We start from the raw sequence: 25,444 nt of genomic DNA, 5'->3' as shown, positions 1-25,444 counted from the left end.
AGCATTTATAATTTAAAGCTCTATAATCTTAATCGGAAGACCCATTTTATTCATTTCATCAAAGAATGGTTGTGCGTCGAATTCTTCCATATTAAACACACCTTTGCCACTCCATTTTCCGCTAGCGATTAAGTATGTTCCAATTGCAGCAGGAACACCTGTTGTATAGCTTACTGCTTGAGCACCAGTTTCTGCGTAACATTCTTCGTGAACGCATACATTATAAATATATACTTTTTTAGCCTTGCCATCTTTAATACCTTCTATAATGCAGCCTATATTTGTTTTACCTTTTGTTCTAGCACCTAAACTTGCAGGATCAGGTAAAAGTGTCTTTAAAAACTCAATAGGAATAATCTTCATTCCTTGATGCTCCACTGGCTCAATTCCTAGCATTCCAACATTTTTAAGACAATTCATATGCTGAATATAGCTTTGTCCAAAAGTCATAAAAAATCTAATTCTTTTAAGCCCTTTTATATTTTTGCAAAGACTTTCAAGCTCTTCATGATAAAGCAAATAGCTATCTTTAACGCCAACTTCAGGATAATCGTGCTCTACTTTAATCTCAAGTGGCTTAGTCTCAATCCATTTGCCTTCTTCCCAGTAACGACCATTCGCACTAACTTCTCTTAAGTTTATTTCAGGGTTAAAGTTCGTTGCAAAAGGATAGCCGTGATCACCTGCATTGCAATCCATAATATCAATTGTATGAATTTCATCAAATAAATATTGCTGTGCATAAGCACACATAACATTCGTTGCACCTGGGTCAAAGCCACTTCCAAGTAGTGCAGGAACACCTGCATTTACAAAATCATCATGTCTAGCCCATTGTTCTTTATATTCAAACTTAGCTAAATCTGGGTGCTCGTAATTTGCTGTGTCAATATAAGGAATTTGTGTCTTGCTACAAGCATCCATTAAAGTAAGGTCTTGATAAGGTAAAGCCACATTTAATAAAATCGTAGCATTAATGTCTTTTATAAGCTTAACAACTGCATTTGTATCATCAGCATTAATTGTTGCGGTTGCAATTTCAACTCCTAAACGCTCTTTAATAAAGCTTGCAATTTCATCACATTTGCTTTTTGTTCTACTAGCAAGTGTGATTTTGTCAAAGTATTTGTATTCAGCTGCTTTGTAGGTTGCTACACGACTAACCCCACCAGCTCCAATTATTAATAAATGTTTCATGATTTCTCCTTTTGGCTAATGATAAAATATTTATGATAATGATTAACTTTTATATGGGATTATAATTATCTCATTTTATTTTAAGGAGTATTTTATGAAAAAATTATTTTTAGCTTTAAGTTTAGCAGGACTTTTAAGTGCTAGTGAGTTCATGCTTGATAAGGTTCATACGAGCGTTGAATTTAGTGTAAAACACATGCTTGTAACAAATGCTAAGGGTAAATTTAAAAGCTTTGATGCGATGATTGATTTTGATGAAGCAAGCAAAACTTTTAAAGTATTTAATGCAAGTGTTGATGTAGCAAGTGTTGATACAAATAGCGCAAAAAGAGATGAGCATATTCAAGCGAGTGATTTTTTAAATGCTAAAGTTAATCCAAAACTAACTTTTGTTATGAGCAAATACGAAAAGATTAGCGATTCACAAGGAAAAATGATAGGCGAATTAACAATAAACGGCGTTAAAAAAGAAGTAGCTTTTGATGTTACAATCAACGGCGTTGCAAATATAGGAGATAAAACAAAATTAGGATTTGATTTAAATCTTGATTTATTAAGAAAAGATTTTAATGTTGCAAAAGATACAGCTGATAGCTTAATCTCAAATGATATTAAAGTTTCAGTTTTTGCAGAAGCAGATAAAAAATAAGAAAGGAATTTGAATTCGGAATTTCCGAATTCAAATTCTTAATAATTATAAGTTTCTTTTAAAGATCTTTTTTGCTCTTTATATTCTCTTTTGATACGATTTTTTTCAGCTTTTAATTCAGCCTTTTTTCTTTTATATTCTTCTTTACTCATCGTATCTTTCATATCGTTTAATTCATCAAGCTTATCTTCAATTCTATCAATTTTACGCTCAGCCTCATCTTCTAAATCATCAATTTTGTATTTTATTGCATCTTTTCTAGCGTAATAATCATTATAATATCCGCCACCACAATGAGCTTTCACATTAGCTAAAGCGTTTTCTAAACCTCTAACTCTATAATAATTTCCATATTCTTTCGCATAGCTAAGCTCACGCTCTAGCTTATGAATTTTATAAGAGCAATCAGCCATCGCAATACTTGCAATTGCACTAAGTAATAATAATTTTTTCATATCTTCTCCTTATAATACTTTAAATCCGATTAGTTCAACTTTGTTGCTTAAAAATCTTTCTTCATTTTGCATTTCTTGCATTAAATCAGTGCTTAGATATTTTTTATTATCATCAGCAAATACACTAACGCTTACGCATTCTCCGAAAAGCTCTTTTGCTTTTATACAACCTAAGAAATTTGCACCACTTGAAATTCCAACTCCAAGACCGATTTTTGCTAATTTTTGAGCCATAATAACGCTATCAATATCATTTACAACAATAATATCATCAAGCTCATTTAATTTTACGATATTAGGAACGAAACCATCTCCTATTCCTTGTATTCTATGCTCAGCATTTTCGCCAGGAATACTCATACTAGCACAGCCTTCAGGCTCAAGTGGGCAAATCTTAGCTCCTAATGGCTTTAATACCGAGCCAACACCCATAACAGTTCCACCAGTTCCAACACCTGCTATAAAACAATCAGGCTTAAGATTGTGTTTTGCTAATGTATCAACTATTTCTTGAGCTGTTTTTTTATGAGCATTTACATTACTTTCATTTTCAAATTGATGTGGCAAAAATACATTGCCATTTTTAGCACTCTCATTAGCAAGTCTAACGCTACCTTCAAAACCACCTTCACTTGCACTTACTTCTCTTAATTTTGCTCCATAGCTTTTAATTAATTTTTTGCGTTCTTCACTCATCCAATCAGGCATAAAAATCTCAACCTTAGCACCCAAAAACGCACCTAATGCACTAAAAGCAATCCCTGTGTTTCCACTTGTTGCTTCAGCTATACTCATACCTTCTTTAAAATTGCCAGAACTAATTGCTTCTTGCATAATTTGTAAAGCCATTCTATCTTTTATCGAGCCACTTGGATTAAAATATTCTAATTTAAAATAGCTCTTGCTTTTTTTACCTTTATATAAGTACTCAACTTCTACTAAAGGAGTATTTCCTACTAATTTTGCATAATCATTTAATCTATTTTGCATTTTTTCTCCTTAAATGAAAAAAATTAATTCTAGTAAATTAAAGTTAAAAATAAATTTAAAAACAATTTCAATAAAGATTATAAAAAACAATATCACATATTAATCAAAAGTGATTATAATTTATAAAATTATTATCAAAAAGGTTAGAGTTATGTTTTCTTTTATTAAAAAAATAGCTAAATCTTTTTTTAACTTATTTAAAAAACCAAAAAAAGTTAAAAAAACTCAAGTGCTAGTAAATAAAGCAAATGAATTTGTAAATAAATATGTATTTAAAAAAGATGAAGTTATAAAATCACAAAAACCTGATATTTTAAAAGAGATTTCATTATTAATTTTAAAAGAATTTGGATTCGGAAAATACATTAACTTTGCTTTAGGCTTTGCTAAGTTATTAAAATAAATCATTACAATGCCTTAAAGGATATTAATGGTAGGGCAAAGTAAAGTAAGAGAAATTTTTAATGAATTTTTAAAAGCTAAAGAAATTCCACATAGTGTTTTTTATGGACCTAGTGGAGTTGGCAAAACTACTTTTGCAAGATTTATTGCAAAAGAATTAAATACTAATTTTTACGAATTTGATGGTGCTAGTTTTAGCGTTGAAGAACTTAGAAAAATTATAAAGCAAAACAGCCTTTTTAAACCCTTAGTCTTTATTGATGAAATTCATCGCTTAAATAAAGGCGTTCAAGATGTATTATTAAAACCTTTAGAAGAAAATAGCTTTTATTTTCTAGCAGCAAGCACTCATAATCCTTTATATTCATTAAATAAGGCTTTATGTTCTAGATTATTATTTTTTGAATTTATGCCTTTAAGCTACGATGAATTAAAAGAGATTTTAGAACAAGTTGAACCAAATTTAAGCGAAGAAGTAAAAGATTATTTAATAAAATCAAGCTCAAATGACGCAAGAGCAATGCTAAATCTTTTTCATCATGCAAATGTTTTTGGCAATATTTCGCTTGAAATTTTAAAAGCCTTAAGACCGCAATTTATTAGCAATAAAGAAGATGAATTTTTACTCACATCAGCACTTATTAAAAGCCTTAGAGCAAGTGATGTGAATGCTGCTATTTTATATCTTGCAAGAATGATAAATGCAGGAATTGATATTTTATACATTGCTAGAAGACTTTGTATATTTGCAAGCGAAGATGTAGGAAATGCTAATCCAAACGCTTTAGTAATGGCTAATTCTTGCCTTCAAATTTGTAAAGACATAGGACTTCCTGAAGCAAGGATTACGCTTTCACAATGCGTAGTTTTCTTAGCAAATTCTAAGAAGTCTAATTCATCATATCTTGCAATCAATAAAGCCTTAGATTATGTAAAACATAATGAAGCTTTAAAAATACCTACTTATTTAGATAATAATCATCCTGATAAAGAAAAATTTTATATCTATCCACACGATGAGCCAAACAAAACTCAAGAAATGGCTATAAATTGTCCGAAATTTTATGAAGATTACAGCATAGGATATGAAAAAAATTTCGCAATATGGAGAAAGGAAGGACTATATAAATGTTAATAATCTCAACCGCAGGTCATATTGACCACGGAAAAACTTCTTTAATAAAAGCTTTAAATAATTTTAGTGGAGATAATACCCCTGAAGAAATAAAGCGTGGAATTACAATTGATTTAAGCTTTTCAAATTTAGAGCATATTTCATTTGTTGATGTGCCAGGTCATGAAAGCCTTGTAAAAACAATGATAGGCGGAGTGCAAAGCGAATACGCAATGCTAGTTGTAGATATCAATGAAGGTCTTATGCCACAAACTTTAGAGCATATTTTTATCTTAAAAATTATGGGTGTAAAAAATATAATTTTGGTTTTAAACAAAATTGATTTATGCCAAAATTTAGATGAAAAAAAAGAAGAAATACTAAAAAAGCTAGATTTTACACCTATTAAAACATTTTTAGTAAGTGCTACAAAAAATATAGGAATAAACGAATTAAAAGAATATTTATTAAGTCTTCCAGTGCCAAATTATGAAGATTTTGCATTAAAAATTAATATTGATAGGATTTTTAATGTAAAAGGCGTTGGGCTTGTAGCAACAGGGATTTTAAAAAGTGGCAAACTTGAATGCAAAAACTACATAAGCGATGAAAACAAAAATATTCAAATAAAATCAATTGAAGTTCAGCATAAAAGCGTTGATAGCGTAAATGCACCTGCTAGAGTTGCCTTTGTTTTTAAAGGTGAATTAAAAGTAGGAAACATAATTTATTCTAAAGGTTATTTAAGAAGCGCAAATGAGATTTATACTACCTTAGAAGGTGATTTAAAGCATGATGAAAATGTGCTTTTTTGTGCTGCAAATAAGCAAATTGAAGCTAAATATTTAAATTATGAAAATTATGCGAAATTTGTATTAAAAAAACCTATCGCTCTTAGCTTTAATGAGCCTTTTGTGATATTAAAAAACGCTCGTGCTATTGCTGGTGGAGTGGTGCTAAATCCACTTACTGAGCCACTAAAAAAAGCAAAAATGATTGAGCTTTTAAGAGCCTTAGAGCAAAAAGATTTTAAGAGTGCTTTTGCTTTATTAAATCAAAATCACAGCACGGGTTTTGGGCTTTTTTGTGCTCCGCAAAGATTTAATCTAAGCACCGAACAAGCTTTAGAATATGCAAAAATAGTAGGAGAGATTGTAGATATTAAAGGTGCTTGTGTTTATACTAAAAAAGCTTTAGAAGAAGTCAAAACTCAAATCAAAAATCTTTTTATAAAAAATCCTTATTCATTACAAAGTGCAAAAAGCTTAGAAAAATCTTTAGGAGCTGATGAGTTTTTATGCGATTTGGCTTTAAAAGACTTAGATTTTTTAGAATTAAATAATGGGCTTTATCATAAAAAAGGCGAAAAAATAGAAAAATTATTAGAAAATAATGAAGAAAAAATCTATAAAGAGCTAAACTCACTAACCCCAAAAGCTCCTTATAATATCTATGATGAGCTAAACTTAGATAGAAAAAGTGGCGATGATATTATAAAAAGACTATGTTCTAAAAACAAAGTAAAAAGACTAGCTCACAATTATTTTATAAGCGTTATTGCTTTAGATGAGTTTGTTAAAAATATTCAAGGGCTTTTAAAGCTTGGCGTTGGGGTGCAAGAGCTTAAGAATGAATATAATTTGAGTAGAAAATACGCTATTTCTTTACTTGAATACTTAGACACTTTAAAAGGTGTAAAAAATATTGACAATAAACGCTATTTAATGCAAAATTAAGTTTTAATTTTTTAAGGAGAATTTAGTATGAAAAAAATAATTTTAGCAATGTCTGTTGCAAGTGCTTTAAGTGCAAGTGCAATAAGCGATAAAGTTGCGCAGTTTATCAAAAGTATTACTAAAGCTGATGTAGAAATTGTAAAAATTGATAAAGTTCCTAATACAAACTTTGAAATGATTGAATTTAATATAGTAAAAGATGGAAATGTTTTAGGCTCTGATATATTCTTTAGCGATGGAGTTTATGGAACACCTACTATGTTAAATATAAAAGAAAGCATAGACTTAAAAGAAGAGTTTGTTATTAAAAAAGAAAAAGAAAAATACGAAAAATTAAGCAAATTATCAGGCGATTTTGTAAAAGCAAATCCTGATATGTTAGTTAGCTTAGGCGATAAAAAAAGCGATGTAGCTACCGTTGTATTTAGCGACCCAGATTGCCCTTATTGCAGAAAACACTTAGATGCAATTGAAGAAGATTTAAAAGAAGCAAATGTTAAATTCGTTCTAAGTCCTTTACCAATGCACCCTAAAGCTTTAGTAAAAAGTATGCTTATTTTAGAAGAAGCTAAAAAGGCTAAAACAGATAGCGAAAAAATCGCAATCTTAAAAAAATACTACCAAGATTCAGTTGAATTAAAAGATATTCCAGAAGAAAAACAAGCTGAATACTTAAAAAAAGTGAATGAAAAAATCTTCAAAATGGGAATTAATTCAACACCTTCAGTATTTACAAACGTAAAAGTAAAATAATTTTTTGGAATTTGAATTTCTTAATTCAAATTCCTATTTCAAATTCTTTGAAAAAATCGTGGAATTTGAAATAGGAATTTCAAACCCTTTTATCATATAAATTTTCGCCGTCTTTATAAGCTAGAAATAAAGCTAATAATTCTCTTTCATCTTTGATATTACGAATATCAAGTTTGCTTAAAATATCTTGCATACTCTCACGCACATCATTTCCTTTTACTTCTATGGGTTTGAATGGTTTTTCTTTAGTTTGTTCTTCTTTTTCTTCTTGTTTAATTTCTTCTTTTGTATTTATTGCATTATTTCTTAAATTTTCTTTTTCTTTAACTCTAGCTTGTAATTCTTCAATGCTTGGCATTTTCTTGCTATCTATATAACCTAAAGGAAAATCTTTAGGCAAACCTAAAGATGGCATATTTAACGAATTTAGCACTCTATCAAGCTCTTTTTTATCAATTTCTACCCAATTTTTCATAGATTCTTTGCTTATTTCTTCTACTAAATCAGGGTCTAATGCTCCAAATGTGCCAAAAGTCGCTATATCGCCTATGCTTAAGTTTTTATCATTTAAAGGATTGTAAGTCGGATCATTTTCTAGCTTTTGCTGAGCTAGTTTTAGATATTCTAAACTAGCCTTTCCGCCTTCATAGTAAGGCTTATTGGCTTGAATATCTAAGTTTTCATTATTTGTTTCTTTTTTATTCATATTAGTTGCTTGATACATTGTATAAGAATTAGTCGTTATTTTCATAATTACCCCTTTTAATTATTAATATCGGCATTTATTAAAATTATTTAATTCCTATTTCGTAATTCTTTAAAAATTCGTGGAATTTGAAATAGGAATTTAAACCCTTTTATCGTAAAGATTTTCGCCGTCTTTATAAGCTAAAAACAAAGCTAATAAATCTCTTTCATCTTTAATATTACGAATATCAAGTTTGCTTAAAATTTCTTGCATACTCTCACGCACATCATTGCCCTTTACTTCTATGGGTTTAGAAGGCTCTTCTTCATATTCGGCTTTTATTTTTAGATATTCTTTTTTAAAATCATCTATGCTTATTTTTTCATCTGCAAATAATCTAAAAAGCCTTTCATCATCACTAAAATTAAACCTTAAACCATCATGATATGTAAAGCTACCACTACTACTATTTATAGGATTTGCTTGTAAAAAGCTTTGCAAATCTTTTTTAATCTCTATATCTGAATGCTTTGCAAAAGCTCTTTGATAAATACTATCTGTCTTATAATCATTTTGAACTTGCAAAAACAAATCAAACATATCATTAGGCTTAGTAATCTGGCTAAGCTCTTTGCTTAAATCTATCTTTTTTAAATCTTTATTAGCTATGAAATTATTTTGTAAGTTAGTATTAATCTGCATTTAAACCCTTTTATTTAAAAACTCAGTTTCTAGCATAGATAAAACATAAGCATCATAACTATCTTTTTGCTCCCTTAATGTCTTAACTAAGCTTGCTAAGTTTTCTTTATAGGTTTTAAAATCACTCTTTACTTCAATTGGCTCTCTTTTAATCTCTTTAGTATCTAGCTCTTTTACTGCTAAATCCTTAGTAATTGCTAAAAGCCATCTAGGTTTAAATTCTTCTATACTTAAATCGCTATTTAATAAGCTTTCCAACTCATCATTTAAGGCGATTTGTCCGTTTAGCGAATTTGAATTAGTCATAATAAAGCTTAAAAGTTCGCTTAATTCATTTAAATTGCTTTTATCATCAAGCCCTAGCAATCTACCATAAATAGTAACTTCGCCATTCTTACTAACCCCACTAAAACTCTTACCCCAATTATCGTGATTATATAGATTAGAAATACCTTTTAAATCACTTACTGGCTTAGCGTTTAAATCTTTGTCAGTCTTTATCTCATCTCTTAAAAATAATTGCTTTAAATCCAAAATGCGTTGATTGTTGTTTGAAACTAACATGACTAAACCTTCATATCAAATATTTTTATATCTTTTTGACTATATTTTAAAGCCGCTTGCAAAAACTCTTCAAAAGTTTCATAACTATCTATATCTTTAGGAGCTTTTAAACTTTTACCACTTATCATTTCATAAGCTAGTTTTTGCATTAATTTTTGCCATTCATCTTCTTTACCTATCTCATAGCGTTTTGTATTGTTTGGATTTATCATACCACAATCATCTATGCGGTGCGGATCAAATGGGTCGCTGTAGTCATGCCCCATTTGCTTAGCATAATTAGTTTTTTCACCTTCTACTAAAATGTAATTGTTATATAAAACAGCAGCTAAAAGTCCGCCTTTACTATACTCGCCTTTTTCGTTTTGATAATTTTCCTTGTGTGGGTTGTAAATATGACTACATATACTATCTAACCACGCATCATAATTATTTACAGGTGGTTCTACTTTATGAAAAATATCATCTTGTGCAAACAAACCAGACAGATGATTACTCGCTCTATATTTTGAATCAAGCCTACAATAATCCATTTTATCTACATAATCATTATAATCTTTGAGATTATCAAAAGTCTTTGTAATAGTTAGGCTTTTTTTATCCATTTCAAAAAAATGTGAAGTTTTCCAAAGCTCATCAGAGCTAAAAAAATCCTTTGAATTTAAAAACTCATCGCCTAAAACTCCTTTTAAAACTTTATAAGCATTGCTTGCGCTTTTTACTATGTCTATGTTGTGACGCATTTTGTATATCGGTGGGTTTGCTTGGTTATTTTTTTCTACAAGGGAAAGCATTGTATCACTATGTATTTTAAAATCTTCTGGAATTCCTGTGGCTTTGTTAAAATCACTTGTAAAAAAGCCATCTTTATCAATTCCGTATCCTAATACAACTCCTACCTTTTTATCATCTGCTTTATTATCTACTTTTTTAATCTCGTTATTAGTTTCTTTTTTATTCACATTAGTTGTTTGATACATTGCGTAAGAATTCGCCGATATTTTCATAATTACCCCTTTTAATTATTAATATCGGCATTTATTAAAATTATTTAATTCCTATTTCAAATTCTTCAGCAAATCTTCTGCATTTTTAAGCTGAATTAATACCGCTTCTTTTGAAGTGCCGCCGTAAGAATTGCGAAGATTTACGCAAGTATTTAAATCAATTGCTTTATAAATATCATCATCAATTAAATCACATTCAAGCCTTAATTCTTCTAAGCTTAAATCATCTAGCATTTTGCCTTTATTAATTGCAAAGCTTACGAGCTTTCCTGTAATTTCATGGGCTTTTCTAAATGGCACACCTTTTTTTGCTAAATAATCAGCCAAATCAGTAGCATTTGAGTAGCCGTTTTTTGCAGCTTTTAACATATTTTCTTTGATAGGTTTTAGGTTTTTAAGTAAATTTGTAATGATTATTAAACTATCTTGCAAGGTATCTTGAGTATCAAAAACATTTGCTTTATCTTCGCTCATATCGGTATTATACGCAAGTGGCAAGCCTTTCATAATAGTTAGCATTGCCATTAAATTACCATATACCCTACCCGTTTTGCCACGCATTTTTTCGCATACATCAGGATTTTTCTTTTGTGGCATTATGCTTGAGCCTGTGCAAAAATCATCACTTAGCTCAATAAATTTATAATCATTTGAATTAAATATAATCAATTCTTCACAAAGGCGTGAAAGATGGCTAAAGCAAATCGCACTCACGCTACAAAACTCAAGCATATAATCTCTATTGCTAACACTATCAATGCTATTTTCACTTGGCTTTGCAAAGCCAAGCTCATTTGCTGTAAAAAATCTATCTATATTAAAGGTTGTCCCTGCAAGTGCAGCTGAGCCTAGAGGACATTCATTAAGTGAGTTAAAAAGATTGCTAAATCTATCACAATCTCTTTTAAACATCCAAAAATAAGCCATAATCCAATGAGAATATAATATCGGTTGAGCTGTTTGAAGATGAGTAAATCCTGGCATAATTAAGTCTAAATTTGTCTTAGCTTGAGCTAAAATCTCTTGCATTAAGTCCTTTAGATTAGACCTAATTCCTAATACAAATTCCTTCATTTGCATTATCTCATCTACTGCTATTTGATCGTTTCTACTTCTTGCTGTATGAAGCTTGCCTGCACTTTCTCCTATTAATTCTTTTAGCCTTTTTTCAATAGCCATATGAATATCTTCATCGCTTATATTAAAGCTAAAAGTATCGTTTAAAAACTCATCTTTTATAAGCTCTAAACCTTTTAAAATCTCTTTAGCTTCAAGCTCGTTTATAATGCCTTGATTTTTTAACATTTTTGCATGTGCAATGCTACCTTTTATATCTATTAAGGCAAGTCTTTTTTCTAATGGTAAAGTTGCTGTGTAGTTTTCTACTAAAGTATTAGTAGTTTTGCTAAATCTTCCACCCCATAATTTCATTCTTTTAATACTCCTTCTTTTAATCCATAAGCTGAGATTATAAACTCATAGTCTTTAAATAAGTTATTTATAAAAAATGCCCCACAATATACTGCAAAATCTCTATTAGCTCCTAGCATTAGTTCTCTTTCCTTTTTGCTTGAGTTTTCAATAAAATTTATTAGATTATTTAATTCATCTTTATTAACTTTTGCATTATGATAGCACAAATCATCTATCTCATTATAAGGCGTATTTGCTTGAATACTCTTTGCAAATATACCTGTTTTAGAAGCTAAAACAATAGGTCTAGGATAATCCTTTAATTCACTCTCATATGGGCTTAAAAGCTCTTTTGCATAGTCTTTTATATCTAAATTATTTGCTTTTACATACTTATAAAATGATAAAAGTCCGATATCTAGCATTAGGCTTTTATCATTTGAGCTAATTTCTGTTGAATACCCACCAACATCAACTAAGGTAAAATCTCCATCTAGCCCAACCCCAAGTCTAGTTAGCCTTGCTTCTTCGCTTTGACTTAATATTCTAAGCTTAAAGCCAAATCTAAGCTCAAGTAATTTTGCTATTTCATTAGCGTTTTTGCTCTTTCTAAAAATAGCTGTTGCAACTACTTTTGCCTTGCTTAAGTCATATTCAAGCTCACTAAGTGCATTAATTAAGAGCTTAATTCCTTCATCATTAATGCACTCGTTTTCATAAAATAGCCCTAAGTTTAAAACCTTTTCATAATTTTTTAAAACCTCATCAAAAACAGCTATTTTTAAAGTATTTGAGCCTATATCAATTGCTAAATTCATCTAAAGTTGCCTTTATTAATCTTAGTAATTTTTCATTATCAATATCTCTTAACACCTTTACAAGGCTTAATTTAGAAGTATCAATACCTATATTCATATTAAGAACTTTATCATATCTTGTGCTTTTGCCCCTTGCTTCACCACAAGTTTCCACATCTACATAATACTCATCACTTTTACAAATACTTGAATCTAGCAAATATGCAATCACTAAAGCATCATGTATCCAAGTGCCAATGCTACCCCTTGTAAGCTCTGCATAACTTATCCAAGGCTTTATGCTTTTGTATAAAAAATCACATAATTTATTATTAATTGCTCTAATTTCTTCTAAATCACTATGTTGTAAGCTTGTTTGCATTGTGATATTGTATGGTGCTAGTGTGATTTTTGCCCCACTTCTTAGCACAATCCTAGCAGCTTCAGGGTCAAAGCCAAAATTAGTATCCTTAGGGTATTTACTCATATCAAATACCCCGCCCATAATTACAATTTCTTTTACATTTTTTGCAAAATTACTATCTAAAACACAAGCTTGAGCGATATTTGTAAGCGGTCCAATGGCACAAACAATAAGCTCATTTTTATAAACTCTTGCTAATTCGCATAATTTATAAACAGCATTATATTTAGCGTTTTTATAAGTTTTAATAGGCTTAAAATCTTGCCATAAATGCTCTAATTTAAAATTATAAACACTCTCATCAAGTCTTTTTCTCCAAGGCTTTTCATCTTCTAATAAAGCCTTGCTTGAGCCTAAAAATACAGGAACTTTTACTCCTAATTCCGAAATCAAATTCCTTGCAACTGCATAAGCTAGATGATTACTTACATTGCCACTTAATGTAGTAATCGCTTTTAAATCAATTTTTTTACTTGCAAGTGCAAGTGCTAGAGCTAATCCATCATCAGTATTAGCCCCACAAACTCCATTTCCTATATCAGTGTCAATTACAATTTTCATATAGCATCTTCAACTAAATTTAAATCCCTACCCCTAGTCTCAGGAGCAAAAAATGTAGTAACAAATCCAATTCCAGCAGTTAATATAAAATAAGCTGCAATTAAGTGCCAATTACCTGTAAGACTTAGGAAAAAACTAGCGAGCATTGGTGCAGTTCCACCTGATAAAATACCACCTATTTCTTTTGCTAGTGCCATTTTTGTATAACGATTTTTGCAACCAAACATCTCAACTCCATAAGCTGCTTGAACTCCAAAAATACCAAGTGATGCAAGGCACATTCCTACAACAATTACGCTAATTACGATTATTTCATCTTTACTATCAAGCAACATAAATGCAGGAATTGCATAAATCATAAGCAATAAACAAAATATTCTATACATAATACGACGACCAAATTTATCGCTTAAAAATCCTGCTAAAGGAATTACTAAAAAGCCTAAAATTGAAGCAATTAATACCCCAGTAGTTGCAACTTGTTTATCAAGTAAAAGCACCTTAGTTACATAACCAACGATAAAACCTTGAGCTAAATATGAAGGTCCATTTTCTCCAATTCTAAGCCCCACCATTATCCAAAATGCTTTTGTTTTTTGCCAAAAGCTTTTATTTTCTTCGGTATATGATTTTAGATTTTCTTCTCTTGTGTTTTGCATTAATTCAAGTTGCTTTGCAAATACAGGAGTTTCTCCTACAAAGCGTCTTAAATATAAAGCAAATAAAGCTATTAAAAAGCTAAATATAAAAGGCAATCTCCAGCCCCATTCTAAAAAGTCTTCTTTATTCATAAAGCTAAGTAAAAACCAAATCCCACTAGCAATTAATGTCCCGCTATTAGAGCCTAAAGCTATTATTGATGATACTAAACCACGATTTTTACTAGGTGCATATTCGCCTAGCATAATAGCTCCACCACTAAGCTCGGCTCCAGCACCAAAACCTTGTAAGAATCTTAAAACTACTAATAATAATGGTGCAAAAATACCAATACTTGCATAAGATGGAATAAAGCCTATTAAAGTTGTAGCAATTCCCATTAAAAATATAGTTATCATCATAACTTTTTTACGACCATATTTATCACCCATCTTACCAAAGAATAATGCTCCAATAGGTCTTGCAACAAAGCCTACTCCAAAGGTTGCAAAGCTTAGCATTAGAGCAATTATAGGCGTTTGCTCAGGATAAAAAATCTCACTAAAAACAGTAGCAGCTGCAAGGCCGTATAATGCAAAGTCTGCATACTCCATAGCAGTTCCTAACCAGCAACTAATTATTGCATTCTTAAAAGACTTCTTGCCTTCACTTGTTTTTAAAATGTCATCTTGAATTTGATTCATTAATACTCCTAAAATAAATAATAAAGTAAGCTTAAAAATAACGCAGACATCAGTGCGCTTGCAGGTAAAGTAATAACCCATGCTAAGCCTATTGGTTTCATCATTTTCCAATTTGCGTTTTTATTAAATACGCCGATTCCTAAAACTGCTCCTATTAGAATATGAGTTGAGCTAATTGGAATTCCTAGTTGAGTTGCTAATAAAATTACAATAGCCGAAGCAAACTCAGCACTAAAGCCTGTGGTTGGCTTTATTTTTGCTAGATTTTTACCAACGGTTTTAATAACGCTTTTTCCTAAAAACCAAAGTCCAGCAACCAATGATATACCAAATACAAGCATTACTATTGTTGGCACTGCTGAAGTTGGATTTACTTTATCAGTATGTAAAATATCTAAAATCGCTGCAAATGGTCCAACTGCATTTGAAATATCGTTTGCTCCGTGCGAAAAGGCAAAGGTGCAAGCTGTAAAGATTTGAAACCATGAAAAAATACGATTTACTGCTTTTTTTGGTTCGCCTTTTTTCATAATATTAATAATTCCAACACAGATTATATAAGCACTTATAGTAATTAATAAAATTATTAAAGCAAGGCTAAAATGACTTAGTCCTGTATCAACATTTTTTAAAGCTTTAAAAAATAACATAGATGAGATTACAAAAGCAATTAAAGCAGCTAAAACAGGTATGCGTTTGCTTAAAAATCCACTAACATCAACGGCTTTTTCACGCTTTGAGAATTCTTTCAATCTATTTGAATATTCGCCCTTTTCGTTAAGTAAAATGCCGTAAAGTTCGCTATATTGCTTTGATTTTTCGCTTTGCATAAAATCATCTATATATTGCTTTTTATATTCTTCTTTGTCTTTTTTGATTTGTTTTAGAGCTATTGTTTTTTCTTTTGTTGGAATTACTATGAACTTATAAACTAAAGAATAAACAAAATAACTTAAAAGTCCGCCTAAAACAGGAGAAACAAACCAGCTTAAAACAATAGTTCCTATTCCACTCCAGCTAACTTCACTTGAATTATTTTGTGAAATAAAACCTAGTGCTAAGGCTGAACCTAAAATACCACCTACGATAGAATGAGTTGAGCTAACAGGTAAAGATTTAAATGTAGCTATAAATATCCAAACACTAGCAGCACATAAAGCACTCATCATAACATAAGCAAAATGAATAGGCTCTATGTTATCTTTTACGCTAACAATTCCACTTCTAATAGTTGCAGTTACTTCAGCACCAGCAAAAAACGCTCCACTAAACTCAAAAATCGCAGCTATTATTAAAGCTTGTTTAATGCTAAGTGTTTTTGCTCCAACGCTAGTTCCAAAAGCATTTGCAACATCGTTTGCTCCTATATTAAAAGCTAAAAATACTCCAAAAATAGCAGCTATTGTAAAAAACACATAAGAATTAGTGGTTGAATAGCCCCAAAACAAAAAGCTAACACAAACGATAGCAAAAATTATCGTTATTACAATGTTTTCTCTTGACATACCTTTCCTTTAATAAAAATATGGCTAATTATAGACTAAAAAGAAAGGCTTAGTTTTCTTGAATGTAAAATCTTTGTAAAATTATCGTAAAGGCTTTTTTACTCTTTTATAAACTTATTTTTTTATTATCTTAAAATAGGAGAAAAAATGTATTTTGATAAATTAGCCGAAATTTTAAACTTGATTAATGATTATTTGTATTCAAATATTTTAGTTTTTATGTTGATTTTTACGGGGGTGTTTTTCTCGTTTTACTTAGCATTTCCACAACTTCATATTAAAAATATTTTTAAGATTTTATTAAATAAACCAAAAGAAAAAAACCTAAGTTCTTATGAAGCTTTTTTGATTTCTAGTGGAGCAAAAATAGGCGTTGGAAATATAATAGGCGTTAGCATTGCTATTTCAACTGGTGGTTCTGGGGCTATTTTTTGGATGTGGGTTTTTGCGTTTTTTGGGGCTGCAAGTGCGTTTTGCGAAAGCACTTTGGCTCAAATTTATAAGCGTAAAGATGATAAAAAGTATTATGGTGGAGTGGCGTTTTATATAAAATATGGCTTGGGTTTAAACACCCTTGCTATATGTTTTGCTATATTTTTAATCCTTGCTGATATTGTAGGTTTTAATGCTTTACTTGGTTTTAGTATTAAAAATCATCTTGATTTTAAATATAGTGAGATTTTAATCACGCTTGTGGCTGCTTTTATATTTTTTAATGGAATAAGTTTTGGTAAAAAAATCGTTCCTTTTATGATTGTTTCTTATTTGCTTCTTGCTCTTTATGTTTTTATTAGATATTTTGATTTAGATGTGATTTTGCAAATATTTTATAATGCTTTTAATCTAAATAGTGCAGGTGGTGGCTTGCTTGGAAGTGTGATTGTAATAGGTGCTAAGCGTGGATTATTTTCAAATGAAGCAGGTATGGGAAGCGCTCCAAATGTCGCTGCTAGTGTAGAATGCGCTCATCCTTGTGAGCAAGGTTTTGTGCAAAGCTTTTCTGTTCTTATGGATTTATTAGTTTGCACTGCTAGTGCTGTGTTTGTTTTATTTGCTAAGGGAAATTACGAAATTAATGAAGCTTTTAGATTTTATTTTGGAGATTTTGGCTCGTTTATTTTAAGCTTTTTTATAATTTTGTTTTGTCTTACTTCATTTTATGGCAATTATTATTATTCTAAGGCTAATTTATTGTTTATTACACAACGCAAAACAGCTTTAATAATATTTAACATAATAGCTATTTTATGTGTTTTTATGGGGACTTTAGCTGAGTTAAAATTTGTATGGAATTTGGCTGATTTTTTAATGTTTTTTACAACTATTATAAATCTAATTGCGATTTTTATGCTAAGAAAATTAGTATTAAAAAGTATTAAAAACTATAAATCTAACAAAGACTTTAAAGAGTTAAACACTAGCAATACCCCAGCTTGGAATTAAGAATTTGAAATTCCTATTTCAAATTCTTAAGCCTTAGTTTTATCTAAAAACCTAGTTAATAAAAATATTTTTATATTTGCACTCTTTTATAAAAATCTTTAGCACTAGTTCTAAAATCATTTGAATAATTATTGTTTAGTAAAGCATCTACTGCTAAGCTTTGGCTTAGTTCTTTTACCTTTTCGCTTAGTTTCTTCTCATCTTCAAATCTGTCTAAATAATCTTGGATTTTTTCTTTGCTAAGTCCTGTTAGAAATTCTAGCTTTGAAATATCTATGCCTTCTTTTGGGTCTAGTTTGCTTAAAGCATCTTCTATAAGCATTCTTTCTTTATATTCATCTTTAATCTTAGTTGCACCGCTATCACTTACTTTTAGTCCTTGTGTTCCACCTAGAAAGCTAACAAATAATCCCGCATTAGAAATCTCGCCATTTTTTATGTATGGACTTAAATCAAAATTAAGTTTTCTACTATTATTTACACTTAAATCATAATCAAACTTAAAGCCTATTTTTAAAGCATCATCTTTACTCTCATAATATTTATTTCCTACATTTGCCTGTGAATAATCAAATGTATAGCCATTATTGACTTTAAGCCCTATTAAATCAACATAATTTGGCATATTAGAAATATCATCTTTGCTAAAATTATTTACATCTCCTACGATTTGCTCATATAATCTAAATTGATGTTTGATAGTGTCTGCATAATCAATCTTTTCATAAATATTATTAAAAATTCCTACCTGTGGCATAGTCATAAGATTACTCTGCCTTGAGATTTCTTTAAGTGTGCTTGAATGTATTTTAAAATCATCTGGCAAATTAGCAGCCTTGTTAAAATCAGCTCCTAAAAAGCCACTACTATCAACACTATAACCAAATTCCGTGCTATTAAAAACTCTAGCTTTCATCAATTCGTTTTGTTTAGAAATACTAGCGTTGATTTTTGTTAAATCGTTATCAAATACTTTAAATCTTGAATCGTTAAACCTATCTATAAAAATATTTGAAGCGTCTATTATGTCTTTATCTAGCGAATACTCAGCTTGAGTTTCTAGCTTAGGATTTACCCTTGCAAATTCACTTGCAAAAATAGATGAAAACGAAACACCTGCAGCCTTTTGAGCTTCTTGAAGCTTTGCTTCATCAAAAATTGAAATACTTTCTACTCTCATTTATCTTCCTTTAATGTTTTGTTTAAAAAGCAAAAAGTATTCCTAAAATAGTTTCGTAACTACACATAAAATGATAAATATTATAAAAAATATACACTTATTAAATATATATGAGTAGTATTGAAAAAACAAAAAAAGGAACTTCAATGATGCAGATGCGATAGCGTCTAGCTAAAACTTTCTAGCTAGACGCATAAATTAAGAATAAAGCAAGCGAATAGCTAGAAAGAAAATGATAAACATTTTCTTCTAATTACAAAATAATTAAAGGAAAATTATGAAAAAATTATTAATATTTTTATGTTTGTTAGGTCTTGTAAGTGCTAATGATAAAATAATTAGCATAGGTGTTACTCCGTATCCAACTGCAATGATTTTAGAAAATGTAAAAGACTTAGTTACTGAGCAAGGTTATGAATTAAAAATAGTTGAATTTAATGATTATATTTTGCCAAATTATGCAGTAAATGATGAAGAATTAGATGCGAATTTTACCCAAACAAAACCCTTTTTAGATAGCTTTAACGAAGAGCGAGGGAGTGATTTAGTAAGTGCAGGAAAGATTTTTATAGGACCTATGGCAGCTTATTCAAAAACTATAAAAAATATAAAAGATTTGCCTAAAAATGCTTTAGTTTATATTCCAAGCGATCCTATTAATGGAACTAGGGCTTTAGAATTATTAGCAAAAAGTAATTTAATAGAATTTAGCGAAAACTCTAAAACAAAAACCATTTTAGATATAAGCAAAAATCCACTAAATCTTAATATAAAAGAAATAGAAGCACCACAATTAACAAGAACCCTAAATGAGTGCGATTTAGCAGTAATTAATACAAATTACGCACTACTTGCTAAGCTAAATCCTATTAAAGATTCAATACTGCATGAAGATAGCACAAGTGATTATGCAAGCGTTTTAGCTGTTAAGAGTAAAAATATAAACTCTCAAAAAACAAAAGTTCTTCTTAAAGCAATGCAAAGTGAAAAAATGAGAGAATTTTTAAATAAAAATTTCAAGGATATATTAATTCCTAGTTTTTAAAGGATAAATATGTTAAAAGCTGCAAATATTTCTAAAATCTCTTTTGCTTCTTTATATAAAGAACAAAAGAGCTTAAGTGATTTTAAGAGTAAAAGCCCTAATGAATGGGATAAAAAAGCTAATAGTTTTAGCGATTTTAAAAAGCATGAAATTTATGTTAAAGAGTTTTTAAAAAGGGTTAATTTTAAAGATTGTTCTAGTTTGCTTGACTTTGCTTGTGGGAGTGGCTTTTTAGCACAATACTCTAATTTAGACGATATTACATTATGTGATTTTTCATCTAAAATGCTAGAAATCGCTAAACAAAATTGCCCTAATGCTAAGATTATTAATGGCTCATTTGATGATTTAAACGGCTCTTGGGATTTGGTGTATGCTAGTAGATGTTTAGATGTTTTAGACTTAGCAAGTGCTTTAAAAACCTTGCTTAAAGTTTGCAATAAAAGACTTTATTTTACTTATAAAATAGATAATTCTTACATTCATGAAAAAATAATAAATGCTTTAGATTTAGATATAATCGCAACTCCAAATTATATTTATGCAGCAAATATTTTGCACGAATTAGGATATTTTTTCACACTTGATAAAATAAGCATAAAAAATGAAAACTATTACAAAGATTATGAAAGTTTGAAAAAAAGCGTTGAGTTTTCTTACAAAACACTAAATCCTATTCAAGATGAAAAATTACAAGAATTATTTAAAAATGACAAAGATTTAATCAAACAAGAACTAAGCTGGGCTTTATTTTGCGTTGAAAAATAATTCATATTAAATTAGTGGTAAATAAAATTAGGAGTAAAATAATCTTTTATCAAAAAGGATAGATTATGAATAAAAACACCATAATTTTAAGCTTTATAATTGCATCAAGGTTTTTTGGACTTTTTATAGTATTGCCTGTAATTAGCCTTTATTCGCATGAATTAGAAGGAGCTAATGATGTTTTAGCAGGTCTTATCGTTGGTATTTATGCTATATTTCAAATGATTTTTAGCATTCCATTCGGAGCTATTAGTGATAAAATTGGGCGTAAAAAAACAATGTTTATAGGACTAATTATTTTTATAATAGGTTGTTTAATCTGTGCTAATGCAAATGATATTTATACAATGCTAGCTGGTAGGATTTTGCAAGGTATGGGGGCTATTGGCGGTGTTGCAACTGCGATGATTGCTGATCTTACAAGTGAAAAAGATAGAGCAAAAGCAATGGCTTTAATGGGCGGTGCTATTGGGCTTAGCTTTGTTGTAGCTATTGTGAGCGGTTCTGTTATTGCTAGTTTTTTTGGTCTTGGGGCTTTATTTTATATTAGTGCGATTTTAAGTGTTTTATGTGTTGTTTTATTGTGGTTTTTGCCAAAAGAAACAGCTTGGCAAAAGCAAGATAAAATCCCTTTTAAAGAAGCATTTTTAAGTGCAAATCTAAATAAACTTTATATAACCTGTTTTTTACAAAAAATGTTAACTTCAAGCACATTTATGATAATTCCACTTAGTTTTGTAAATGTATTTCATAAAAATAGTGATGATTTGTGGATAGTTTATAGTGTTGCTATGTTTTTTGGATTTTTAGCGATGGGAGTTGGTGGAGTTGTAGGCGAATCAAAAGGCAAAAGCAAAACGATTTTGCTTAGCGGAATTGCTTTATTTTGCTTATCTTCACTTGTGTTTTTAAGCTCAAATTATTATTTATTTTTCTTAGCTGTTGTGATGTATTTCATTGCATTTTGCTTGCATGAACCTATTATGCAAAGCTCAATTTCTAAGATTTGCAAAGCAAGACAAAAAGGCTTAGTTTTAGGATTTTCTAATTCTTGTGGATATTTTGGCTCGTTTTTAGGAGCGTTTTTGTGTGGTGTATTTATGCATGCAAATTTACATGATGAGTTTTTAGTAATTATTGCAATTGTTTGTGTAGCTTGGTTTGTTATGCTAAAAAGTATGGATAATCCGAATGATTTTAAGACTTATAAATCTACAAGCTTACCTAAAGTAGAAAATGAATTTATAATTGATATTAATAAAAAAGATGATTTTTATTTGATTAAATACAATCGTGCAAAATTAAGTGAAGAAGAATTAAAAACTTTATTTTAAGAAAAGAATTTGAAATAGGAATTTCAAATTCTTTTTATTAATTACTTAACGCAGCAGCTAGTTGCACCTGTGCTTTTTAGCATCCAAATTGACTTTTCATATCCTGCGATTTGCTCTTGAGCATAAGCTGCAGTTGTTGTATCGCCTGCATCTTCAGCTAATTTGTTTAGCTTTTTAAACTCAGCTAGTAAGTATTCATAATCAGCTAAAATTAAACCTACTAATTCAGTTGCTTCAAAGCAAGTTTTATCAGTCGTAGGAGCTTTTGAAGTTTCCATTAAAACTTTTGGGCAAACTATTGCTTTATGTCCTAATTGCAATAATCTTTCTGCACAATCATCAAACATAGTAGCCATTTTTTCGTAAGCTTCTTCAGTATATGAATGAAGAGCAAAGAATTGTAAGCCTTTTACATTCCAGTGATAGTTGTGAAACTTTAAAAATAATGCGTGAGCATCAGCTTGTAATTGTAATAATTGTTTTTCTAATGACATTTTGTCTCCTTTAATTTGAATTTGTTTTGAAATTATAACTCAAAATAATTAATTAAAAATTTATCAAATAATAATTTTTATTATTTAAAGATAATTTTAATAATCTCTTTTATTAAAAACATATTGATATACTTTATAAATTACAAAAAAAGGAGATGTTATGAAAAAATTACTTGCTTTAAGTGCAGTAGCAATTGCTTTCATAGGATGTGGTGGCAACAAAATCAGCGATGAAGCTACTAAAAATTTTGAAAATGGGCTTAATAAAGAATTAAAAGAATCTTTTGCAGCTGTTAATGCTCTAGTTTATTTAGCAACAGGCACACCAGTAAGCCTTAAAACCGATGGATATAAGTGCGAAAATAAAAGCTCTTATATAAGTTGCAAAAATGCTAGTATAGATATAAATATTGATAATCCTAATGGTGGTGGTGTTGAGCTAGATATTCTTCATGTTAAAAATATTAGCTTAGAAACAAATGCTATTTATACAGGCAATAAAAAAGGTGAAATCAGCATTAAAGAAGCGCTTGAATCTATGCCAAAAGAAGTTTATACAAAAAGCAAAATTGAATCAATTACAATTGGTCATGTTGTAAATAGTATGCTTGCTTATCAAAGTCTTGTAAATGCTAATTTGTCTGAACTAACTAAGATTGCAGGCGATGAATACGAAATCTCAAGCAATATTACGGGTAAAAACATTACAAAAAATGGCAATATGCAGATAAATACGAGAATTTTTGGTAAAAATAACAAAAACGAATTTAATGTAGTTTTTGATTTTGATGTTTTAGCAAAAATGTTTGATATGTTTGAAAAATACGGAATGAGATACGATACAGAAAATCCAAATAGTACAAGTTCTAGTAATAAATTAGCAGGATTAAAAGCAGAAGATTATGTAGGAACGCTTTTACTTAATAAATTAAATACTAATTTAGTAATTTACAATGACTTAACAAGTATAAAAAATATCATTGATAAAGACCTAAGCAAAGCTCCTAAGCCTTTAGCTGATTTAATAAATACAATTTTTGAAAACAAACCACACAAAATTGCACAAGTTTTTGAGATAAAAAACAAATTTGATATTTTACAGGCTATTGCAGATAAAGATAGTGGAAAATATTCAGACGAACAACTTGAAAAAGATATCAAAAATATAAACTTTAAAATTAATAATGTGGATATGATACAGCTAATCAAAGAACTTGATAGTTCAAAGCTATAAAGCAAAATCCTATTTCAAATTCTAGAATTTGAAATAGGAATTACAAATTATTTTTTCTTACTTTCGTTAAATTTTACTAATTCTTTTTTTACAATAGGAGCTAATAAAAATAATGCTAAAACATTCGGTAATACCATTAAAGTATTGCATAAATCAGAAATACTCCAAACCAAATCAAGCTTAAGCATTGCACCTATAAAAATACATAAAACAAACACTACCTTAAATATAGGTAAAGCTTTGTTTGAGAATAGATATTGCACATTAATTTGTGCGAAATAATACCAGCCAATAATAGTTGTAAATGCAAAAAACACAAGGCAGATTGCAAGAAGTTTTACACCAATACTTCCAAAAGCTATGCTAAATGCAGAAGTTGTAAGCTCAATTCCACTTAAGCTTAAATCAGCACCGCTAAGTAAAATTATAAGAGCAGTTGCTGTGCAAATAAACGCAGTGTCAATAAATACTGCAAGCATAGCAACAAAACCTTGAGAAACAGAGTTTTTAGTAGTTGCACTAGCATGTGCGTGTGGGGTGCTTCCCATACCTGCTTCATTAGCAAAAAGCCCTCTAGCAACTCCATATCTAATAGCTTCTTTTATTCCAATTCCAACAGCACCACCAGCTACTGCTTCAAGCCCAAAAGCTTGTCTAAAAATCATAGAAAATACATTACCAATATTTTCGTGAAATGTTATTAAAATATAAATAGCTACTAAAACATAAAATATAGCCATAAAAGGCACTACAAGTTCAGCAAATCTAGCAATTCTCTTAACTCCACCAATTACTACAAATCCTGCAATAATTGCTGTAATTGCTCCTGTGATTTTTAAATCTACTCCGAATGCTTGATGAATTGAGCCTGAAATTGAGTTGCTTTGTGTCATTTGACCTGCACAACCTAGAGCAATAATGATTGCAATAGCGAAAAATCCTGCTAAAAAATTGCAAAATTTAGTGCCTAATTTCTTTTTAAGACCAAGCTTTATATAAAACGCAGGACCACCTATATAATGTCCATTTTGCCATACTTTATAGCGTTGTGCTAAAACACCTTCAGCTAAAATAGTAGCCATTCCTAAAAATGCACTAGCCCACATCCAAAAAATAGCCCCAGCACCACCTAAATTAATAGCAGTAGCAACACCTATAATATTTCCTGTTCCAACTTGAGCTGAGATTGAAATCATCATAGCTTGAAGAGCTGTAATACCTGAGTTTTTATTTTTGCCCTTTTTAAATAAATCACCAAAGCTAGCACTAAGACCTTCTTTAAAATAGCGAAATTGTGGTAAGCCAAGATAAATTGTAAAAATCAGACCTATTCCAACAAGAGCAAATACTAGCACATAGGCAACTAAAACGCCGTTTATTTGTTCAATAAAACTGTGAAAATCCATATGAAAAACCTTGTTTTAAAGTAAAAAACATAAAGTGTAGCAAAAAAATTAAAGATTTAGCTTAATTTGTTTCACAAAAAGAAACAAATTAAGCATATTTTAAAAGATATTTATTTATAAATTTTATTTATTCTTTCTAAAACCACTCAAACCTAACCCCCCCCCCAACCCAAACTCTAAAAGAATTTGGATTAGGAATTAAGAATTAAAACTTATATGAAAAACCAATGTTTCCTTTTA

25 protein-coding genes are annotated in these 25,444 nt (G+C 29.8%); 10 read left to right on the top strand and 15 right to left on the bottom strand.

Annotated features, from left to right (window positions below):
• Positions 1 to 12: 12 nt before the first annotated feature.
• Positions 13 to 1,197 carry a saccharopine dehydrogenase family protein gene (locus AC1B00_RS04350; protein WP_488848289.1) on the bottom strand — a complete coding sequence of 395 codons (1,185 nt, stop codon included), beginning with the start codon at positions 1,195 to 1,197 and terminating at the stop codon, positions 13 to 15.
• Positions 1,198 to 1,291: 94 nt separating this feature from the next.
• Between AC1B00_RS04350 and AC1B00_RS04345 the strand changes: the two genes are divergently transcribed.
• On the top strand, positions 1,292 to 1,846 hold the full coding sequence (locus AC1B00_RS04345; RefSeq protein WP_239817445.1) for a YceI family protein: 555 nt from the start codon (positions 1,292 to 1,294) through the stop codon (positions 1,844 to 1,846).
• 38 nt (positions 1,847 to 1,884) lie between these two features.
• Here AC1B00_RS04345 and AC1B00_RS04340 read toward each other — a convergent pair whose 3' ends face one another.
• On the bottom strand, positions 1,885 to 2,301 hold the full coding sequence (locus AC1B00_RS04340; RefSeq protein WP_239817446.1) for a DUF1090 family protein: 417 nt from the start codon (positions 2,299 to 2,301) through the stop codon (positions 1,885 to 1,887).
• Positions 2,302 to 2,310: 9 nt separating this feature from the next.
• On the bottom strand, positions 2,311 to 3,291 hold the full coding sequence (locus AC1B00_RS04335) for a PLP-dependent cysteine synthase family protein (protein WP_488848287.1): 981 nt from the start codon (positions 3,289 to 3,291) through the stop codon (positions 2,311 to 2,313).
• A gap of 151 nt (positions 3,292 to 3,442) precedes the next feature.
• Here AC1B00_RS04335 and AC1B00_RS04330 point away from each other — a divergent pair, with 151 nt between their 5' ends.
• The 4 genes from AC1B00_RS04330 to AC1B00_RS04315 are packed head-to-tail and all read left to right on the top strand — an operon-like array spanning position 3,443 to position 7,296.
• Positions 3,443 to 3,694, top strand: coding sequence for a hypothetical protein (locus AC1B00_RS04330; protein ID WP_488848285.1), 252 nt, complete (start codon positions 3,443 to 3,445; stop codon positions 3,692 to 3,694).
• Positions 3,695 to 3,721: 27 nt separating this feature from the next.
• Positions 3,722 to 4,828 carry an AAA family ATPase gene (locus tag AC1B00_RS04325; protein ID WP_488848283.1) on the top strand — a complete coding sequence of 369 codons (1,107 nt, stop codon included), beginning with the start codon at positions 3,722 to 3,724 and terminating at the stop codon, positions 4,826 to 4,828.
• Complete coding sequence (gene selB / locus AC1B00_RS04320; protein WP_488848281.1) at positions 4,822 to 6,543, top strand: selenocysteine-specific translation elongation factor; 1,722 nt, start codon at positions 4,822 to 4,824, stop codon at positions 6,541 to 6,543. The genes AC1B00_RS04325 and selB overlap by 7 nt, the downstream gene beginning before the upstream one ends.
• 27 nt (positions 6,544 to 6,570) lie before the next feature.
• Positions 6,571 to 7,296 (top strand): thioredoxin domain-containing protein, encoded by a 726-nt coding sequence (locus AC1B00_RS04315; protein ID WP_239817451.1) that lies wholly within the window; start codon positions 6,571 to 6,573, stop codon positions 7,294 to 7,296.
• Positions 7,297 to 7,375: 79 nt separating this feature from the next.
• On the opposite strand, the gene AC1B00_RS04310 is transcribed toward AC1B00_RS04315, so the two are convergent.
• The 9 genes from AC1B00_RS04310 to AC1B00_RS04270 form a co-directional block, all read right to left on the bottom strand.
• Positions 7,376 to 8,047 (bottom strand): hypothetical protein, encoded by a 672-nt coding sequence (locus tag AC1B00_RS04310; RefSeq protein ID WP_488848280.1) that lies wholly within the window; start codon positions 8,045 to 8,047, stop codon positions 7,376 to 7,378.
• Positions 8,048 to 8,143: 96 nt separating this feature from the next.
• A complete protein-coding gene (locus AC1B00_RS04305) occupies positions 8,144 to 8,686 on the bottom strand; it encodes a hypothetical protein (protein ID WP_488848279.1) in 543 nt (180 codons plus the stop codon).
• Positions 8,687 to 9,250: a hypothetical protein gene (locus tag AC1B00_RS04300; protein WP_488848278.1), complete on the bottom strand. Its 564-nt coding sequence runs from the start codon at positions 9,248 to 9,250 to the stop codon at positions 8,687 to 8,689.
• A 2-nt stretch (positions 9,251 to 9,252) separates the two neighbouring features.
• The gene (locus AC1B00_RS04295; protein ID WP_488848277.1) at positions 9,253 to 10,257 is read right to left on the bottom strand and encodes a Cj0814 family flagellar-dependent secreted protein; all 1,005 of its coding nucleotides are present in this window, start codon (positions 10,255 to 10,257) and stop codon (positions 9,253 to 9,255) included.
• A 51-nt stretch (positions 10,258 to 10,308) separates the two neighbouring features.
• Positions 10,309 to 11,688 carry an argininosuccinate lyase gene (gene argH, locus AC1B00_RS04290; protein WP_488848275.1) on the bottom strand — a complete coding sequence of 460 codons (1,380 nt, stop codon included), beginning with the start codon at positions 11,686 to 11,688 and terminating at the stop codon, positions 10,309 to 10,311.
• On the bottom strand, positions 11,685 to 12,488 hold the full coding sequence (locus tag AC1B00_RS04285; protein WP_488848274.1) for a Ppx/GppA phosphatase family protein: 804 nt from the start codon (positions 12,486 to 12,488) through the stop codon (positions 11,685 to 11,687). Before AC1B00_RS04285 ends, argH begins: the two co-directional genes overlap by 4 nt.
• A complete protein-coding gene (locus AC1B00_RS04280; protein WP_488848273.1) occupies positions 12,472 to 13,452 on the bottom strand; it encodes a nucleoside hydrolase in 981 nt (326 codons plus the stop codon). Before AC1B00_RS04280 ends, AC1B00_RS04285 begins: the two co-directional genes overlap by 17 nt.
• Entirely contained in the window at positions 13,449 to 14,795 is a 1,347-nt protein-coding gene (locus tag AC1B00_RS04275; RefSeq protein ID WP_488848272.1) for an MFS transporter, read from the bottom strand. The genes AC1B00_RS04280 and AC1B00_RS04275 overlap by 4 nt, the downstream gene beginning before the upstream one ends.
• Positions 14,796 to 14,803: 8 nt before the next feature.
• Positions 14,804 to 16,300: an inorganic phosphate transporter gene (locus tag AC1B00_RS04270; RefSeq protein WP_239817460.1), complete on the bottom strand. Its 1,497-nt coding sequence runs from the start codon at positions 16,298 to 16,300 to the stop codon at positions 14,804 to 14,806.
• A 147-nt stretch (positions 16,301 to 16,447) separates the two neighbouring features.
• Between AC1B00_RS04270 and AC1B00_RS04265 the strand changes: the two genes are divergently transcribed.
• Positions 16,448 to 17,743: an alanine/glycine:cation symporter family protein gene (locus AC1B00_RS04265; RefSeq protein ID WP_336611981.1), complete on the top strand. Its 1,296-nt coding sequence runs from the start codon at positions 16,448 to 16,450 to the stop codon at positions 17,741 to 17,743.
• A 70-nt stretch (positions 17,744 to 17,813) separates the two neighbouring features.
• Here the strand turns inward: AC1B00_RS04265 and AC1B00_RS04260 are convergent, their stop codons facing one another.
• Positions 17,814 to 18,923, bottom strand: a complete 1,110-nt coding sequence (locus AC1B00_RS04260; protein WP_488848270.1) for a Cj0814 family flagellar-dependent secreted protein — start codon at positions 18,921 to 18,923, stop codon at positions 17,814 to 17,816.
• A 277-nt stretch (positions 18,924 to 19,200) separates the two neighbouring features.
• Here AC1B00_RS04260 and AC1B00_RS04255 point away from each other — a divergent pair, with 277 nt between their 5' ends.
• The 3 genes from AC1B00_RS04255 to AC1B00_RS04245 all read left to right on the top strand — a co-directional run bounded on the left by AC1B00_RS04255 (position 19,201) and on the right by AC1B00_RS04245 (position 22,070).
• The gene (locus AC1B00_RS04255; protein ID WP_488848269.1) at positions 19,201 to 19,968 is read left to right on the top strand and encodes a MetQ/NlpA family ABC transporter substrate-binding protein; all 768 of its coding nucleotides are present in this window, start codon (positions 19,201 to 19,203) and stop codon (positions 19,966 to 19,968) included.
• Between the two features lie 9 nt (positions 19,969 to 19,977).
• Positions 19,978 to 20,736, top strand: a complete 759-nt coding sequence (locus AC1B00_RS04250; RefSeq protein WP_488848268.1) for a class I SAM-dependent DNA methyltransferase — start codon at positions 19,978 to 19,980, stop codon at positions 20,734 to 20,736.
• 65 nt (positions 20,737 to 20,801) lie between these two features.
• On the top strand, positions 20,802 to 22,070 hold the full coding sequence (locus AC1B00_RS04245; RefSeq protein ID WP_488848267.1) for an MFS transporter: 1,269 nt from the start codon (positions 20,802 to 20,804) through the stop codon (positions 22,068 to 22,070).
• A 41-nt stretch (positions 22,071 to 22,111) separates the two neighbouring features.
• Here AC1B00_RS04245 and AC1B00_RS04240 read toward each other — a convergent pair whose 3' ends face one another.
• A complete protein-coding gene (locus tag AC1B00_RS04240) occupies positions 22,112 to 22,564 on the bottom strand; it encodes a Dps family protein (protein ID WP_239817466.1) in 453 nt (150 codons plus the stop codon).
• Positions 22,565 to 22,724: 160 nt separating this feature from the next.
• Here AC1B00_RS04240 and AC1B00_RS04235 point away from each other — a divergent pair, with 160 nt between their 5' ends.
• Entirely contained in the window at positions 22,725 to 23,798 is a 1,074-nt protein-coding gene (locus tag AC1B00_RS04235; protein ID WP_488848266.1) for a hypothetical protein, read from the top strand.
• A gap of 47 nt (positions 23,799 to 23,845) precedes the next feature.
• Here the strand turns inward: AC1B00_RS04235 and AC1B00_RS04230 are convergent, their stop codons facing one another.
• A complete protein-coding gene (locus AC1B00_RS04230) occupies positions 23,846 to 25,204 on the bottom strand; it encodes an alanine/glycine:cation symporter family protein (protein ID WP_488848265.1) in 1,359 nt (452 codons plus the stop codon).
• Between the last annotated feature and the right edge of the window lie 240 nt (positions 25,205 to 25,444).

It is taken from the genome of Campylobacter sp. DY7, assembly GCF_057802535.1.
This window is presented reverse-complemented; position numbering and strand designations above follow the sequence as displayed.